General features: G+C 36.2%; 15 protein-coding genes. 4 read left to right on the top strand and 11 right to left on the bottom strand.

Going from position 1 to position 16,072, the window contains the following annotated elements; translation table 11 throughout:
- Nucleotides 1-118: 118 nt before the first annotated feature.
- The 7 genes from H3T44_RS05515 to queG form a co-directional block, all read right to left on the bottom strand.
- Entirely contained in the window at nucleotides 119-1,795 is a 1,677-nt protein-coding gene (locus H3T44_RS05515) for a sugar MFS transporter (RefSeq protein ID WP_232347521.1), read from the bottom strand.
- Nucleotides 1,796-1,985: 190 nt separating this feature from the next.
- Entirely contained in the window at nucleotides 1,986-2,624 is a 639-nt protein-coding gene (gene bluB, locus H3T44_RS05510) for a 5,6-dimethylbenzimidazole synthase (RefSeq protein WP_155580157.1), read from the bottom strand.
- A 59-nt stretch (nucleotides 2,625-2,683) separates the two neighbouring features.
- Nucleotides 2,684-3,346, bottom strand: a complete 663-nt coding sequence (locus H3T44_RS05505) for a phospholipid-binding protein MlaC (RefSeq protein WP_198196489.1) — start codon at nucleotides 3,344-3,346, stop codon at nucleotides 2,684-2,686.
- 15 nt (nucleotides 3,347-3,361) lie between these two features.
- Nucleotides 3,362-4,183: a VacJ family lipoprotein gene (locus H3T44_RS05500; protein ID WP_155566526.1), complete on the bottom strand. Its 822-nt coding sequence runs from the start codon at nucleotides 4,181-4,183 to the stop codon at nucleotides 3,362-3,364.
- Nucleotides 4,184-4,465: 282 nt separating this feature from the next.
- Nucleotides 4,466-5,296, bottom strand: coding sequence for a TerB family tellurite resistance protein (locus H3T44_RS05495; RefSeq protein WP_198196488.1), 831 nt, complete (start codon nucleotides 5,294-5,296; stop codon nucleotides 4,466-4,468).
- A gap of 175 nt (nucleotides 5,297-5,471) precedes the next feature.
- The gene (locus tag H3T44_RS05490; protein ID WP_198196486.1) at nucleotides 5,472-5,696 is read right to left on the bottom strand and encodes a ribbon-helix-helix domain-containing protein; all 225 of its coding nucleotides are present in this window, start codon (nucleotides 5,694-5,696) and stop codon (nucleotides 5,472-5,474) included.
- 20 nt (nucleotides 5,697-5,716) lie between these two features.
- Nucleotides 5,717-6,775 (bottom strand): tRNA epoxyqueuosine(34) reductase QueG, encoded by a 1,059-nt coding sequence (gene queG, locus H3T44_RS05485; RefSeq protein WP_110438697.1) that lies wholly within the window; start codon nucleotides 6,773-6,775, stop codon nucleotides 5,717-5,719.
- Between the two features lie 369 nt (nucleotides 6,776-7,144).
- Here queG and H3T44_RS05480 point away from each other — a divergent pair, with 369 nt between their 5' ends.
- Nucleotides 7,145-8,389, top strand: a complete 1,245-nt coding sequence (locus H3T44_RS05480) for an NAD(P)/FAD-dependent oxidoreductase (RefSeq protein WP_198196484.1) — start codon at nucleotides 7,145-7,147, stop codon at nucleotides 8,387-8,389.
- On the opposite strand, the gene H3T44_RS09200 is transcribed toward H3T44_RS05480, so the two are convergent.
- The 3 genes from H3T44_RS09200 to H3T44_RS05465 all read right to left on the bottom strand — a co-directional run bounded on the left by H3T44_RS09200 (nucleotide 8,390) and on the right by H3T44_RS05465 (nucleotide 10,781).
- A complete protein-coding gene (locus H3T44_RS09200) occupies nucleotides 8,390-8,704 on the bottom strand; it encodes an NINE protein (protein WP_122123279.1) in 315 nt (104 codons plus the stop codon).
- A gap of 211 nt (nucleotides 8,705-8,915) precedes the next feature.
- Nucleotides 8,916-9,290, bottom strand: coding sequence for a VOC family protein (locus tag H3T44_RS05470; RefSeq protein ID WP_122123280.1), 375 nt, complete (start codon nucleotides 9,288-9,290; stop codon nucleotides 8,916-8,918).
- Between the two features lie 60 nt (nucleotides 9,291-9,350).
- Nucleotides 9,351-10,781, bottom strand: coding sequence for a PLP-dependent aminotransferase family protein (locus H3T44_RS05465; protein WP_198196482.1), 1,431 nt, complete (start codon nucleotides 10,779-10,781; stop codon nucleotides 9,351-9,353).
- 394 nt (nucleotides 10,782-11,175) lie between these two features.
- Between H3T44_RS05465 and pdxS the strand changes: the two genes are divergently transcribed.
- From pdxS to H3T44_RS05450, 3 genes are all read left to right on the top strand, one after another.
- The gene (gene pdxS, locus H3T44_RS05460; protein WP_155568989.1) at nucleotides 11,176-12,063 is read left to right on the top strand and encodes a pyridoxal 5'-phosphate synthase lyase subunit PdxS; all 888 of its coding nucleotides are present in this window, start codon (nucleotides 11,176-11,178) and stop codon (nucleotides 12,061-12,063) included.
- An 80-nt stretch (nucleotides 12,064-12,143) separates the two neighbouring features.
- Nucleotides 12,144-12,722 (top strand): pyridoxal 5'-phosphate synthase glutaminase subunit PdxT, encoded by a 579-nt coding sequence (gene pdxT, locus H3T44_RS05455; protein WP_198196481.1) that lies wholly within the window; start codon nucleotides 12,144-12,146, stop codon nucleotides 12,720-12,722.
- A gap of 186 nt (nucleotides 12,723-12,908) precedes the next feature.
- Nucleotides 12,909-14,558 (top strand): ATP-binding protein, encoded by a 1,650-nt coding sequence (locus H3T44_RS05450; protein WP_198196479.1) that lies wholly within the window; start codon nucleotides 12,909-12,911, stop codon nucleotides 14,556-14,558.
- A 69-nt stretch (nucleotides 14,559-14,627) separates the two neighbouring features.
- On the opposite strand, the gene tgt is transcribed toward H3T44_RS05450, so the two are convergent.
- A complete protein-coding gene (gene tgt, locus H3T44_RS05445; protein WP_110438705.1) occupies nucleotides 14,628-15,770 on the bottom strand; it encodes a tRNA guanosine(34) transglycosylase Tgt in 1,143 nt (380 codons plus the stop codon).
- Between the last annotated feature and the right edge of the window lie 302 nt (nucleotides 15,771-16,072).

The following is a 16,072-nucleotide window of genomic DNA, read 5'->3' as shown; positions in this document are numbered from 1 at the left end:
TGTAATTTTTATGCAGACATGAAAAATCCAGAATACGGACAAAAAAAATTTTTTTCAGTTAAAGGCACATCCGTATTCCAGATTTCAGATTTTTTAAAGAATTATACTTATGAATAAATTATGCTGTTACCTTTTTTGGTTTGGAACCTTTGGCACCGTAATATAAAATAAATGCGTAACAAATCAGGGTTAGAAAGAATGCATGCTGAATTCCAATGGAATCGCTTAGCATTCCCTGAATGAAAGGTACGACTGCACCACCAACAATAGCCATAACTAGCAAACTCGATGCCTGTTCTGTTAGAGGGCCCATTTCTGCAATACCAAGTGAGAATATGGTTGGGAACATTATAGAGTTGAACAACCCAATTGCCACGATGGAATAAACCGCAACGTACCCTGTGCTAAACATGGTTGTCAATAAAAGACAGAGATTGATAATTGCACACCAACTTAGCATTTTACTTGGCGAACTTTTGACCATCACGGCTGATCCAACAATCCTGCCAACCATGGTGCCTCCCCAGAATAAAGTAACATATTGTGCAGCTTGCTGTTCAGACATTCTGCCTATTTCTGGCAAGGTCAGATAATTTATCATAAAACTGCCCAATGCGACTTCGGCACCAACATAACAGAAGATTCCTATGGCGCCCAAGACTGCATGAGGATGTTTGAACACGTCAGAAAGTTTATAGTTTTGTTTCTGTTGGTTTTGATTGTCGTCTTTGCTGGTAGGTAATTTAAAGATTGCTACAAAGCCAGCCAGTAAAACAAGGATTATTCCAAGCACTGCATAAGGAGTTTGAACAGATTTAGCTTGTTCTTTACGATACTGTTCAATTTTAGTATTGGTTGAATCAGAAATATGTTGTTTGAGCTGTGTGAGATTTTCCTGATCAATTGGTTGCAATTTCAGGGATGAAAAGCTTTCAAGAGCTTCAACCAAGGATCCGGTTGGAATTTGGTCAATTTGTTCAGCGGTAAAATGACTTAATAAGCTTAATTTTTTTTCAGTTGGTATATTGTTTAGTGTTGTTCCAATTAATTCGGGGGGAAATTTTTGTAATTTTTGTTGGATTAGGGCATCCGGAAGCTTTTCGTATACATAAGGAGGTATGTTTTTCAAAGCATATGCAACATTTTCATTGGAAGCCTTGGCAAAAATTGCCTCTATATCATTTGTTGGATTATTTTCAAGAGTTGAAATCAACTGGATGGTCTGTGGATCGGATGCAATCCTGTTGGGTATTGTATAAGCGGCACCGGTTAAGATTAGGATACTTCCAAGATACGGAGCAACAGTTGTTCCAAGGGCATTCAAGGCCTGGGCCATGTTAAGGCGGCTAGAACTTGTTTTTTGTGGCCCTAAAAGTGTGACATAAGGATTGGCTGAAACTTGCAGGATGGTAATGCCGGTTGCCAAAATAAATAGGGCAAGAAGGAAAAAGTAGTAATTGGCAATTGTTGCTGCCGGCCAGAATAAAAATGTTCCAATGGCGGCAATAATCAATCCGGTAATGATTCCTTTTTTATAGCCAAGTTTGGATACAATTTTGCCTCCTGGAACAGACATTAAAAAATATGCTCCAAAAAACGTGAATTGCACCAGCATCGCTTGTGTGTAATTAAGGTTAAAGACGGTTTTGAGATGTGGAATCAAAATGTTGTTTAGACAGGTTAAGAAACCCCACATGAAAAACACGATTGAAATAACACTTAAGGCAATAGGGTAATTGGTAAATTTATTGTCTTGAGTTGTTATGGATGACGCTTCATTTGAAGAATGACTCATAAACTTAATTCCCTTGTTATTTAGGGTTATATTTTATATCAAGATGGTTTCTTTTTTAAGGTAAATATAGAAAGGCAATATTTATTTAACAAGAACTCATGAATTATAGCAAAGCATAAAAAGTGTCTGTTAAAAAGGTTTTTTTTAATTAAACCGTAAAAAATGTCACGAAATTCTTAATCTTGAATTGCTATTTGATAATCCATTTATTTTTTTGTGAATTACGCTTTTCCCAACCTTTTTCTTCAAGCTCTGGTTTATCCCGGATCGTTTGTGGATATCCAACACAGAGGTAAGCGATAAATTCAAGGGTTTCCGGTATTTCAAGAATTTGATGTATATCCGTCGGTGTTATGATGGAAACCCATCCAACGCCTATACCATAGGCTCTGGCAGCTAACCAGAAGCTATATATGGCCATAACAGTTGAGTAAGCGGTAGTTTGCGGCATTGTCTTGCGTCCCAGGCCTTTGCCCTGATCGGGATTGCGTTCGGAAAAAACAGCAATATGATGTGGAGCGTCATCCATTCCGGATAGTTTTAGAGAATTGTAAAGCTTTTGTTTATCGGAACTGTAATCACGGCTTGCCTGTAAATTATTTTTTTTAAAAACATTATGGATTTTCTGTCGCAATTCGGGCCTGTTAATTTTGATAAAATACCAAGGTTCACTCAATCCAACAGAAGGTGCCTTACATGCAAAAGACAATAATTGATCCATTATTTCGTCAGGTATAGGATCTGGTTTAAAATGCCTGACATCCCTTCGCCAAGTGAACAGCTGTTCAAGTTCATTTATAAAATGATTTGAAAAACGCTCTTTAGTCATGATTACTGGCAGAATAATTATTATGCCATCATAAAATATTTTATGATGGTCAATTTAATTTAGGAGTGGTTTTGAAGTTGGCGTTTTAGAGCTGCAATCAAAGCGGATACATCATTTTGATGGCGTGCAATAAAAGATGTGTAATCTCCTCTTTGAGTTACGGCAAGTGACGCATTTTCACCAATAATATCAACAACCATTGGGGAACCATTTTTAATTTCAATAATCCACTGAATGACGACATCTGGCTGTTTTGGACGTTTCAAGGTAGTCTGAATGGATTTTTTGTTTCCCTCTGTTGACGTAATTTCGCCAATGGTAAACGAAACCCCTTTATATTCTCCAAGCCGATTGGTAATTGAATTAACTAGTACCTGATGAAAAAGCTGGGTATATTCTTGTTGCTGGTCTGAAGTGGCGACTCTCCAAAAACGCCCCAGACAGAATTTCGCGATACCATCGACATCAACATATTTATTCAAAATAGGCAGAAATTTTTCTTTTTGTTCAGTCTTCGAATAATTTGCATTTACAATGGCAACCATTTCATTCCCGGTGGATCGCAGCCACTCTTTCAACTGATTGTCGGAATAGTTGGCTTCTGAAGCATGAACTTGGGTTATAAGAGGGAAAATTGCTTGTTTTGAAACAACATTCCCAGCAAGGAGAATACCGCTAATCGCAAGTGCAGGAAAAAAGATTTTACAAGGGTGAATTTTCAAAATATAGCTCCTAAATTATTTAACATACCATGCAGGGACAGTTGCTCTATGATCCTCGATAAGTGCTTTGATTTCAGCGTCTTGCTGTTGTTGATAGGCACTTCGTATGGTTGCGTAAGGATCCAAAGAATCCTGTTGCAATTGATTCATCGCATCAAGATAATCAGCCCTCGAACTTATTACACCTAAAATATTATATGCCCAGTTAAAAGTTATCAAGCCATATCCCCTTGGGACATAATTCCAAGGTGACAGACCAACCGCAATGATGGATCCCCCACCTTCACGTAGAGAGGTTGGTCCCATGAAGGGAACGAATAAATAGGGACCTGATTTTACGCCCCAACTGGCCAGAGTCATACCGGGGGTGGTGTCATGATGTTTATATCCAGCCATTTCGGCTACATCTATTAATCCTCCAATTCCGGCCACCATGTTTATACACCAACGGGCAAAAGCATCTCCAGCGCGTCTTGATTTACCTGCCCCGACATCTGAGAAAAAGACAACGGGTTCATCCATGGTGCGTATCATATTGCTGAGTGATTTCCGGACCACTTTTGGCACCGCCCATACATACGCTTTGGCTACAGGTTTCAACGTATATTTATCCATTTTCATTGTAAAATTGTACATTTTACGATTGGTTGGCTCATATTTGTCATTATTATGTTTATATTCAGCCAAGGCTTCAGGATCTTTTGGTGGCGGATTACTGCATCCATTCAGAAAAATGCCAAGACAGCCCAGAAAAGTTAAGCAAGGTAATAAAAAATTCTTTTTTTTCAGTTCGGATGATTTTGGAAAATTAAAGAAAGAAAATAGGGTGAAATTCATGGCAACCTTTGTTAACTTTTAATTCGTTATAACAATTTTAAATTTTGATCATACAATTTAAATGAATTAAATAAATAATCATAACAATTTAGGCAATAACAATTCAGAACATAGCAGATTCATCATTAAACAACAGAAAAAAGAATTTGTATTAATTAAAATTGAGACATGAAAGATCTGATTGTGGTAATAAAACAACAAATAACGAAAGATCTTTTATGTTATGCTCATGTCTCAAAATTAAAAATCTGATCCAAACGATTATATAGAAAATTGTTGAAATTAAATTCCACGATTATGTTTAATATAATCCCATGCAGCATTAATTTTTACGATTTTTTGGTTTGCCTTTTCAATTTCCTGTGGATTTCCTCCTTTTGCTGCAATAAGGTCAGGATGATAGATGCGAACAAGTTCACGCCAACGGTTGCGGATAGTTTTGGTATCCGTTTTAGGATCAACCCCAAGTATTACGTATGCATCAGGTTCGTCAGAAACAGAACGGGGACTGCCTCCTTGGGCTGCATAATCCCATACTCGTTCTGAGAGACCGAATATATGCTGGATATGTCGCAAATATTTTTCTTCAAGCGGATGAAGAGGTTCCGATTTTTTTAAATCAGAACGGGCCAGCATATATAGAAGGATAAAAACATTTTCAAGTTTGCCTTTTTCCTCTTGGAAATTATGTTTAAGAATTTTTGCAAATTTTGGATAATCATCAACTCTTGAACGGGCCCGATCAAAAAGCATACCTATTTGCTTTTCTTGCTGTGGTGGAATATGAAGATGATGTTTAAAATAATCAACCTCACTTCGGTTGACCGGACCATCACATTTGGCAAGCTTGGCAGATAAAATGATGAGACATAATGCCATAACTTGCTCTTTTTTACCGGCATTTGAGGCCATTTGCACAGCAATATAGGTGCTGGCACCCACAAGATCGGGAGAGATCTTATGTTTCCATTGTTCAACCCATCCTCCCAAAGGTGGATTCAACAGCTTGTTTTTATCCGCAGCATGACCAATGGCAGCACCTAGTAATGCTCCAAGAGGACCACTTGTTGCGAAGCCGGCGATTGTTCCAAAAATTTTTCCAAAAACAGGCATTGAATTAATATAATATAGTAGGATTAAACTTGCTTCATTCTATTATTCTTTTGTTAAAAGGCAAATTTATTTTAAAAGTTTTCGTGGCATATATTATCTGTAATATGAGGGATAATCTATTTATTTAATTACAGTCAATGATTTTTATTGAAAAAAAGTTGGAAAAATCAAATAACTATATTTTTTTTAATATAAAATGTAACGCTGTTAATCTTAGCCTAGAGGATAGCGGATGATTTGCACACCGTTTTGCATCAATTTCAGTAATTAAATGAAGCAGGGTAAGATTTTTTGATACCGCCATTTGATCTAAAATATTCCAAAAGTCCTGTTCCAGAGCGATGCTTGTGCGATGGCCAGAAATTTGAAAACTGCGTTTTTTTAAATAATGTCGTGACATGATTTTTGATTGGCTTGCAATTATACGGATATCATAAATTGATCAAATGCCCATTGGGCTGTTTCCTTAATAATAGCATTATCATGATTTTTCCAATTTATTATTAGTGGTAAAAGATTTTCTATATTTGAATTACCTGCCGCAATCAGGATATTCCTGATAAATCGTAAATGACCAATACGCTTTACAGGAGATCCAGTGAAAAAACTTCTGAAATCTTCCTCATTGAATTGAAGAAATTTTGCAAGTGGGGGTGAAACAAGTTCGGTTCGAGCCTGTAACTTGATGTGACGACTTTGACTAGCGAAACTATTCCATGGACAGACAGCCAGACAATCATCACAACCATAAATTCGATTATGCATAGCCTTACGAAATTCGATGGGGATACTGCCGGCATATTCTATAGTGAGATACGAAATACAGCGTTTTGCATCCAGTTTAAAAGGCTCGGGAAAAGCTTGAGTTGGACAGGAAACCAAGCATTTTTTACAGGAACCACAATGTGATTTGCTTGCAGGTAGAGGGGGAATATGAAGGGTGGTCAATATCTCACCTAAAAAAAGCCAACTGCCAAATTGACGGGAAACCAGATTTGTATGTTTTCCCTGCCAACCTAAACCTGCCTTTTGCGCGAGAGGTTTTTCCATGATGGGTGCCGTATCGACAAAAACCTTAACCTGTTCATTATTTGAATAATATTTTGTCTCTTTTAATATAAATTGGGCTAAATGTTTCAGCCATCCCTTGATTATATCATGATAGTCCCGATTACGGGCGTAAACAGATATATTTGCATATTCAGGATGTTTAAGATTTTCCAGGGGATTTTCCCGGGGACCATAATTTACTCCCAAGACAATTGCCGTTTTCACTTCTGGCCATAAATGGTGGGGACTGGAACGATAATATAGACGATCTTCCAACCACTGCATGGTTCCATGTCGCTTGAGAGAAACAAACTCCTTAAGCAAAGCCGCTTTTTCTGGTGGAAGAGATGCTTCACAAATGCCACATTGGTCAAATCCCAATTCAATCGCTTTTTTTTGAATAAGTTTGGAAAAATTTTTAGGTAGCATGAAGATATGAATATATAACTACATCAATTGTAATTCAGATTATCTATTTTATAGAATAGGTTTGTATATTCAAACAAGTTTTCTTTAAGTGTAAAAAACATTCTTAAAATGAAAATTATCCAGAGACATGATTTTTATTGTCACGTAAATAAATATAGAAATAGGTCATGATTATAGTTTTATTTGCAATTGACCTAATTATTTAAAAATTGTAACGTCATAATTAAAGAACAAATAATAAGTTGTTGTTTTAAGAAAAGTAATAATTCAAATAAAAATTCAGTTTATCAATTAAACAATTGTACGGTTTTTTTAAAATCACAAACTTTATAAGTATTCAATTAAGATCACGTAAAGGGGCAAGTAAAAATGCAGAAAAAACGTATTGTTGTATTAGGAGGTGGAATTTCAGGAATGGAATTCGTGACCCGATTATCCTCTTTATTGAAATCTGAACAATATGAATTAATGTTAATTGATAAAAGCGAATATCATATTTGGAAACCGATGCTGCATACATTTGCTGCAGGAAGTGCGAAACCCAATGAACAGGGGATTAACTTTCTTACACAGGCCAAACGTGATGGTTATATCTTTAATCCGGGAAATGTTTCAAAAATTGACTTGAAACAGAGAAAAATCACTTTAGACGCATTATATGACAAAACCAATAAAGAAATACTTCCGGAACGGAATATTGAATTTGATTACTTGGTTATTTCGATGGGCAGTAAAACCAATGATTTTAACACTAAAGGTGTAAAAGAATATGCCTATCCAATTGATGATCTGGATCATGCCCTTGATTTTTACAATGATTTAAGGAATTTTATAATACAAGCTGCAATTTTGAAGGAAAAGCATCATGTTGTTATTGTTGGGGCCGGAGCGACTGGAGTTGAGTTAAGCGGTGAAATTATCTATCAGCTTAAACAGTCTTCACAGTATGTTGGGTATGATTTTACCGATTATTTGCATTTGACAGTTGTGCAATCGGGGGATCAGATCTTACCCACTTTTGAGAAAGAAATTGGTAATGCTGTCAAAGTGACCATGAATAAAATTGGCATAAATACTTTGTTATCAGCGCGCGTAAAGGAAGTAACCAAGGATCACGTATATCTTGAAAATGGTGCTGTAATTCCTGCAGATCAGGTTGCTTGGACAACCGGAATAAAAGGTGATAATTTATTGCAGGAAATTGATGGTGTCGAATATTCCAAACGATCCCAGATTGTTGTGACCCCACGATTACAAGCCATTGGGTTTCCCTATGTATTTGCAATGGGAGATTGCTCTTCTGTTCAAGATAACCCTTTACCACCAACCTCGCAGGTGGCTACGCAACAGGCCTACTATTTAAGTCGTAATTTTTTAAAACTGATTCAAGATCCTGCTTCGGTCAACCCTTTTGATTATAAAGATTATGGTTCACTTGTCAGCGTTGGACGTTATCAATCTTTTGGTGTTTTTGGTCATCATATTGCAATAAGAGGGTGGGTTGCAAAAATTGCACATTTATATTTGTATCGCTCACATCAAATCAGAATATTGGGTTTGAGACGTGCAATCAGCGCAATTTTGGCAGATAAATTCAGAAAGCTGTCAATATAGTTAGGCTCGATAAAAGGTTTTGGGTTTGCTTGTTTGTATTAAGAGCATAAATAAATCATATATCCACCACAGCCAGACAATTCCGCAAAAAACATAACCTATCAGGAATATTTTTGTAACTAATCCTAAAACCATAAGGAAAGCCATCAGGATACCGGTAAAAAATTTGTTGATATAGATACGATGCACCCCGAAGAAACCCAAAAAAAACCAAAGGATCATAGCGATTACAAATGATCGGTTTCTAACATTTAAATTGGTTACCAGACTTATTAATCTTTTACATTCCTTTAAAGTTAAATTGTTATTGAACATTGATGATTAGCTTCCATTAAAAATTAATGATCAATGTATTATATAGTTTAAATATCTTGATTTTAAATGTATTGGGATATGGGAATGTAATATTAACTGTTTGTTAAAAAATATTAATAAATTATTGATTTATGTTTGATCAATGTTCATTATTATTGAACATTGATTGTAAATAATATGTAACAAACTTTGAATCATTCAAGAAACTATTCTATTCTTCATAAAAAGCGCAAAGTTTGTTTCCATCAGGATCACGAAGATAAGCCAGATATTTATTTGTTCCTTTGCGTAAACCTGGAGGGTCCTCAATTGACACACCACCATTGGCTATTCCTGCGGCATGGAATTGATTGACCTGTTCGGGAGAGTTCATTTGAAATCCGATAGTTCCACCATTGGAATAAGTTGCAGCCTGTCCGTTGATTGGCTTGCAAATAATCAGTTTTTGACCATCCTTCGCATAAAAAGGGCGCCCCTTTTTATCAAATCCTGAATCGGAAAGATTCATAACCTTGAAAATAGCATCATAGAATTTCTTTGCTTTTTCTATATTGTTGGTGCCGACGCAGATGTGACTGAATAACATGTTTATTTCCTTATAAAATTACTTGATTTGTATAAATAGGTTAGAATTGATATTGCCTTTTCACAATGAATTTTTTAATCTTTTGATTGTTTTTGAAGAAAAATGAGAGAAATTAAATCGTATCTCTCCTTGAGACCCTCCAAACTCTTCACCCTTTGCAATAATTATTTTTTGTTTTAACCATTCCTGTAAAAGGGTGGACAATTCCTTGTTTTTGTCTGGACGACATTTTGAATAGAGATAAAGTCCACCTTTTGGAGGTTGAAATTGGAACAGAGATTGGTAATTTTGATCCAACCAATGACATAGATTCTTTGCTTTTTTCGAAAGTTTTTTCTGTAAAAAATCGAAATGATTATCCATTTGATGGGTTAAATAATACTGGGCAAGTAATTGGGGTAAAACACTTATTCCACCCTCGATTTGACGTCTAACATTGGCAAGCTGATGGATAATGGGATGAGGGGCTATAATCCAACCAACACGGATTGCTTTACCAATATATTTAGATAAAGAACCAAGATATATAACCTGTTTGTATATGTCATACATTTTGATGGATCTACAATCAGTATTCTCATCAAACGAAAGCAGGCTATATGCATCATCTTCAACAAGAGGAATTTGATTATCATGACAAAGTCGTAGGATTTCTTTTTTACGAAAAGATGAAAGGATTGAACCGGTTGGATTTTGAAAAACTGGATTTAAAAAAATCATTTTTACGGGATGTTTACGAATCAATTTCTGGAGTATTTCTGGATTCACCCCATTTTGATCCAGTGCAGCAGGATGAACACGTAAACCGGAAGCTTGAAAAATGGGAAGTCGGAAAAAAGAGGAAGGGGTTTCTATCGCAATATGATCGCCTGGCTCTAACAAGGTTTGAGTCAATAAAAAAAGGGCTTGCTGAGTTCCAGTTGTAATTAGAATTTCGGATAGGTCAACTGATATACCTATACGTTTTTTCATATGATATTGAACGGCCTGGCGAAAGGAATAAAGACCTAGAAGTGTAGTTTCATCATCTTGTTCTAACGATAGAACATGTTGCCAGGGTAAATCGGTAGGATCAATTTTTGGTAAAAGGGAAGGCGCAAGATCACCAGTTGCCATATCAATAAGGTTGATACGCTTTTCCTGGGCCTTTTTACGTAATTCTTGTATATGAATCTGATAGGGATCTCGCTGGTATTGGGTATATACCGATTTGACAGGATACCAATTCATTGATGGATAAAGATTTATTTCATGTTTGAGCGGATTTACATACGATCCACTGCCTATTTTTCGAATTAATAATTTTCGATCTGTCAATTCGTTCAATGCACGGATAACAGTTGAACGATTGATGTTCAGGAGATGGCTCAACTGCCTTTCAGAAGGCAATCGTTCACCAGGACCCAGGGCACCATTGATAATGGCTTGCTGAATAAGATGAATAAGTTGCTGATATAACGGTTTATTGGAAGAGGAAGACAAAGTCCACATGATGATCAAACCCTGAATACAGAGTCATGATATAATATCAATATTTTTTTTACTATATTATTTTTTTATAAGAAATGTAGAATTATTTCCATTACTGGATATTATCAAGCTAGGTTTTTGATTATAAATATATCCCTTTCAAAATTGCCGATTGTATTTATTGTAAAGGCATCGAACGATCTTTCTATTATCCCTTCTACAAACGGGAAACTTTTTGTCAAATTTATAATTCCAGTTGATCAGGCATTGGTTATTAGTCATGGCACTTTTCAAGTGAGCTTATAAATTTAAAGATTACATATAAATTGGATGAGTTTGAATCATACCAATTGGATGTTTTAATTCCCTGAATGTTTATGCATGATAATCTTAATTTAAACCGGAGAATATATTAATGAATAAAAAAGTAGGATCTGAAAGAGTAAAACGTGGTATGGCCCAAATGCAAAAGGGTGGGGTCATTATGGATGTTGTGAATGCTGAACAGGCAAAGGTAGCAGAAGCAGCGGGTGCAGTTGCCGTGATGGCTCTGGAGCGGGTTCCCTCTGATATCCGTGCTGCTGGAGGGGTGGCTCGTATGGCTGATCCAACTATTGTCGAGGCTGTTATGAAAGCGGTGACTATTCCTGTAATGGCAAAAGCCCGGATTGGTCACATTGCCGAAGCTCGCGTACTTGAAGCGATGGGTGTTGATTATATTGATGAAAGCGAGGTTCTTACACCTGCAGATGATGAATATCATTTGCTGAAAAGTGAATATACAGTGCCTTTTGTGTGTGGATGCCGTGATCTAGGTGAAGCGTTGCGCCGTATCGGAGAGGGTGCCTCTATGTTAAGGACCAAGGGGGAACCGGGCACAGGTAATATTGTTGAAGCTGTACGTCATATGCGCAAGGTTCAGTCACAAATTCATCATGTAATGGGATTGAAAGACGATGAATTGATGGTATATGCACGTGATCTTGGCGCACCTTATGAATTGGTTAAACAGGTTAAACAACTTGGCAAATTACCTGTTGTAAATTTTGCTGCGGGTGGTGTGGCAACACCTGCGGATGCGGCCTTGATGATGTCATTGGGTGCTGATGGCGTTTTTGTTGGATCCGGTATATTCAAATCAGAAAATCCCGAAAAATTTGCCCGTGCAATTGTTCAGGCCACAACTCATTATGAAGATTACAGATTGATTGCCGAATTATCCAAGGGGTTGGGTGTGCCAATGAAGGGTATTGAAATGAGCAAATTATCAGTGGATGAACGAATGCAAGAACGGTCCCACTAGGTTTTGGGAAGGGGGAAATTTGAATTTCCCCTTTATAGGAATTTTTATAATGTTGATTAAAAAGGTATATATGAATTATAATGCATAAAAAAATTGGGGTTCTTGCGTTACAAGGAGCAGTGAGTGAGCATATTGCCCAGTTGCAGGGATTGGGTGCTTTGGGAATTGAGATCAAAACAGCAGAAGACCTTAAACTGGTAAAGGGATTGATTATACCTGGTGGTGAATCAACAGCAATTAGCCGTTTGATACAAGAAGTTGGACTTTATGAACCAATACGTGATTTTGCAAGAAAAAATCCGGTTTTTGGTACTTGTGCAGGCTTAATTTTGTGTGGTTCCTCTATTACAGATGGTGGAGAGAAATTAAAACCTTTAAATTTGATCGATATTGCCGTAACACGTAATGGTTTCGGTCGTCAGATTGACAGTTTTGAAGTTGATTTGGATATAGGGAATATAGGAAAAAATATTCCTTCCGTTTTTATTCGCGCCCCTTATATTGCTTCAGTTGGTGAAAATGTAAATGTCCTGGCGGTATATGATAAAAAAATCGTTATGGCGGAACAGTGCAATATTCTAGTTTGTTCTTTTCATCCCGAATTGACAGAAAACAATCAGGTTATGGATTATTTTATATCCAAGATTGACAGTTGTTGAAATTTATAAGCTAACCGTTTCTTTGTTTTCTTTCCAATGAACAAAAAAGCCAGCATGATATAATGATTGCTGGTTTTTTTATTTGCAAAAAGATAATTTTTAAATAAAACGTTTCACTTATTTATCATTTTAAATTTTAATAAAATAGTTTATTTATTTGAAATATTTATATTAAGGTATTTGATAATGAAAATTAAAAACGTTCAAATCAGGAATTTCAAGCGTTTTACTGAATTGAAAATTGAGGGGATTCCAGAAACTGCCAAAATGGTTGTTTTGGTAGGGCCGAATGGTTGTGGGAAATCATCAGTGTTTGAGGCATTTAATGCTAATTTATTCACCTCTTGGAGTATATCAAAAAATAACCTAATGTATCATAAAGCAAATGTTGATTATGGGACTTTTCCTTTCCCAGATGACAGTGAATATTATAATAAAGATGATGACTTAAGTGTAGATATTGATTACGAAACTTATAATCAACGTTTAAAAGAATCATCTAAGAGTTTATATTATAGAACCGCTTATCGTAATCAATCATCTATAAACGTTAATTCAATATCGAAAAAAGATATTACTACAAGACGCCCTATCTCTTTTATTTCAAATGATGAAAAAGTAGCATTAAATTATACAAAGTTAATTCATCTAACAATGAGCGGTGTTTATGCGGAAGAAAATGATAATAAAACAATCAAAAAATTAAGAGGAGAATTAATTGGTAAACTTCAACAATCAGTGCAAAATGTATTTAGTGATTTGATATTAAATAATATTAAAGCACCATTAGAAGAGGGTACCTTTTACTTCAAAAAAGGAATTATAGATCATTATAATTATAAAAACCTGTCCAGTGGGGAAAAAGCCGCCTTTGATTTGCTTTTAGACCTAATTATTAATCTTGATGATTATCAGGATGCTTTATTTCTTATTGACGAGCCTGAAGTGCATATTCATACCAATTTACAGGGTAAAGTGATTGAAGAGATGTATAAGCTTATTGAAGGTGAAGGACAATTGTGGATTGCGACACATTCACTTGGTGTCATGATGAAGGCTAAAGAACTTTCCCTTAAAAATCCAGGCAGTGTCGCTTTTCTTGATTTTGACCAGCATGATTTTGATCAAGCGGTTACGTTAAGGCCTTCGCCGATTGATCGGGTGGTATGGCAGAAATTCATGTCGGTTGCTTTGGATGGTTTGGAAACAAAATTGGCTCCCGAAATTATTGTCATGTGTGAAGGGAGTTTAGAGGGTAAAAAACGTTTTAATTTTGATGCGAAAATTTATACTTGGATTTTCCAAAACCAGTATCCTCATATAACTTTTATCTCGGGAGGGGCATGCAATGATCTGAAAAAAAAGAGCCGGGAATTTAGAATGCTTTCTTCGGTTTTGGAGCAACAAAGTAAAGTGCTACGTTTAATTGACCGTGATGATTACAGTGATGAAGAAGTTAAAGAATTTCAGAAAGAAGAAATTTTCATAAGTGGTCGTCGTGCTATAGAAAATTATCTCTGGGATGATGAATTGATTACAAAATTGTTAGAGAAACATAATAAAATCGAATTATTGTCCGAAGCTTTAGCCGGTAAAGAAAAGGTCATAAAAAACAGTGTATCACGTAAACATGCAGAGGATGATTTAAAAAGTGCTTCGGGTCAAATTTATATCGGGTTGAAGAAATTATTAAATTTGAGCAGATGTGGAAATGATCACATTACCTTTATGAGAGATACGATGTGTCCCCTTATTACTCCTGATACTAAACTTTATAAAGAAATGGAGCGGGATATTATTGAACCTATTTTGGAATGTGCTTCATCTAAACAATAATTTTGTCTTCAAGGGGTATCAAGACAAAGCTTTAAGCAATATTTTTAGTTTATATTATTGAAGTTATAATCAATTCCATTCATCCAGTTTCCAATCGCCTTTATTCCAGTCATTATGCAATTCTGTCGCTTTTTCTTCTAAATTTTGATCCAAGATAGCCTGATGTATAGTTCGCATTAGTCTTTGGTAATAGGCAAGATTATGCCAGGTTAGCAACATTGCTCCAAGGATTTCCTTGCTGCGGAAAAGATGATGGATATAGGCACGACTGTGTTTTGAACAGGCGAGGCAATCACATTCTGGATCAATAGGTCGCCGATCATGAATGTGACAGGCGTTTTTCATATTAAGTGTTCCACGGCTTGTATAGGCACGACCGGTTCTTCCTGCTCTTGTTGGCATGACACAATCGAACATGTCAATCCCCCGCATAACTGATCCCAACATATCCTGTGGTGTTCCCACACCCATTAGATAACGAGGTTTGTCTGATGGAAGATAGGGAACAGTCACATCAAGGGTTTCAAACATTTGTTCTTGGGGTTCACCAACAGCAAGTCCGCCAATTGCATAACCTTCAAATCCTATTTTGTTTAATGCCTCCGCGCTTTCAATCCTTAAATCGGGTTCAATACCTCCCTGAACAATGCCGAATTGAGCATAACCAGGTCTTGTCTTGAAGCGTTTTCTTGACCGTTCCGCCCAACGCATCGACATACGCATTGAGCTGGCAATGGTATCATGACTGGCTGGAAGTGCAGGACATTCATCAAAACACATGGTTATGGTGGCATCAAGCAGATATTGAATATCCGTCGAGGATTCTGGTGTCAATTTATATGTGGATCCGTCAATATGAGAACGAAAGGTAACACCTTCCTCGTTCAGTTTACGTAAGGCCCCCAGAGACATCACCTGAAACCCGCCAGAATCCGTTAAAATAGGTCCAGACCAATCCATAAATTTGTGTAATCCACCCAGTTCATGAATCAGTTCCGCCCCTGGACGAAGCATCAGATGATAGGTGTTTCCCAATACTATTCCCGCTCCGGTTGAACGGACAGCATCCATGGTCATGGCTTTGACTGTTCCCACTGTTCCTACAGGCATGAAGGTTGGTGTGATTACGTCGCCATGAGCGGTATGTAATATTCCCGCACGGGCTTTATGATCTTGAGCTTGTTGTGTCCAATGGAATTTTAACGATGTCATGATTGGTGTGTCAAATTAAAAAAGGTCAATTTATTGATGTTATATAAATTTATTCTATGAAAAGGAAGATTAAAAAATTATCTAATTATCATGGATATTGAAAATTTATCATAATCTGGGGGATAGTGATCATTAATAAAATGATTATATTCTTTGATATTCTTACAAGTTTTTAAAAACCTGAATATATTTTAACATTATAATTGATAAATATTATATTTAGAGATAGGTATTTAATATAGTTAATATTCATTCAGTAATAAATCAAAGTATTGCAGAAGATATGGCTGTTGTTGGTTCTA

The sequence above is a fragment of the Commensalibacter sp. M0355 genome (assembly GCF_016101365.1).
In the GTDB taxonomy this organism is placed as follows: domain Bacteria; phylum Pseudomonadota; class Alphaproteobacteria; order Acetobacterales; family Acetobacteraceae; genus Commensalibacter; species Commensalibacter melissae.
Note: the sequence above shows the minus strand (reverse complement) of the source record. Positions and strands in the feature narration are given on the sequence as shown.

Bases quoted from the DNA above. Each gene is read 5' to 3' on its own strand.
- H3T44_RS05515 (WP_232347521.1), bottom strand. From the start codon at position 1,795: ATGAGTCATTCTTCAAATGAAGCGTCATCCATAACAACTCAAGACAAT.
- bluB (WP_155580157.1), bottom strand. From the start codon at position 2,624: ATGACTAAAGAGCGTTTTTCAAATCATTTTATAAATGAACTTGAACAG.
- H3T44_RS05500 (WP_155566526.1), bottom strand. From the start codon at position 4,183: ATGAATTTCACCCTATTTTCTTTCTTTAATTTTCCAAAATCATCCGAA.
- H3T44_RS05495 (WP_198196488.1), bottom strand. From the start codon at position 5,296: ATGCCTGTTTTTGGAAAAATTTTTGGAACAATCGCCGGCTTCGCAACA.
- H3T44_RS05490 (WP_198196486.1), bottom strand. From the start codon at position 5,696: ATGTCACGACATTATTTAAAAAAACGCAGTTTTCAAATTTCTGGCCAT.
- queG (WP_110438697.1), bottom strand. From the start codon at position 6,775: ATGCTACCTAAAAATTTTTCCAAACTTATTCAAAAAAAAGCGATTGAA.
- H3T44_RS05480 (WP_198196484.1), top strand. From the start codon at position 7,145: ATGCAGAAAAAACGTATTGTTGTATTAGGAGGTGGAATTTCAGGAATG.
- H3T44_RS09200 (WP_122123279.1), bottom strand. From the start codon at position 8,704: ATGTTCAATAACAATTTAACTTTAAAGGAATGTAAAAGATTAATAAGT.
- H3T44_RS05470 (WP_122123280.1), bottom strand. From the start codon at position 9,290: ATGTTATTCAGTCACATCTGCGTCGGCACCAACAATATAGAAAAAGCA.
- H3T44_RS05465 (WP_198196482.1), bottom strand. From the start codon at position 10,781: ATGTGGACTTTGTCTTCCTCTTCCAATAAACCGTTATATCAGCAACTT.
- pdxS (WP_155568989.1), top strand. From the start codon at position 11,176: ATGAATAAAAAAGTAGGATCTGAAAGAGTAAAACGTGGTATGGCCCAA.
- pdxT (WP_198196481.1), top strand. From the start codon at position 12,144: ATGCATAAAAAAATTGGGGTTCTTGCGTTACAAGGAGCAGTGAGTGAG.
- H3T44_RS05450 (WP_198196479.1), top strand. From the start codon at position 12,909: ATGAAAATTAAAAACGTTCAAATCAGGAATTTCAAGCGTTTTACTGAA.
- tgt (WP_110438705.1), bottom strand. From the start codon at position 15,770: ATGACATCGTTAAAATTCCATTGGACACAACAAGCTCAAGATCATAAA.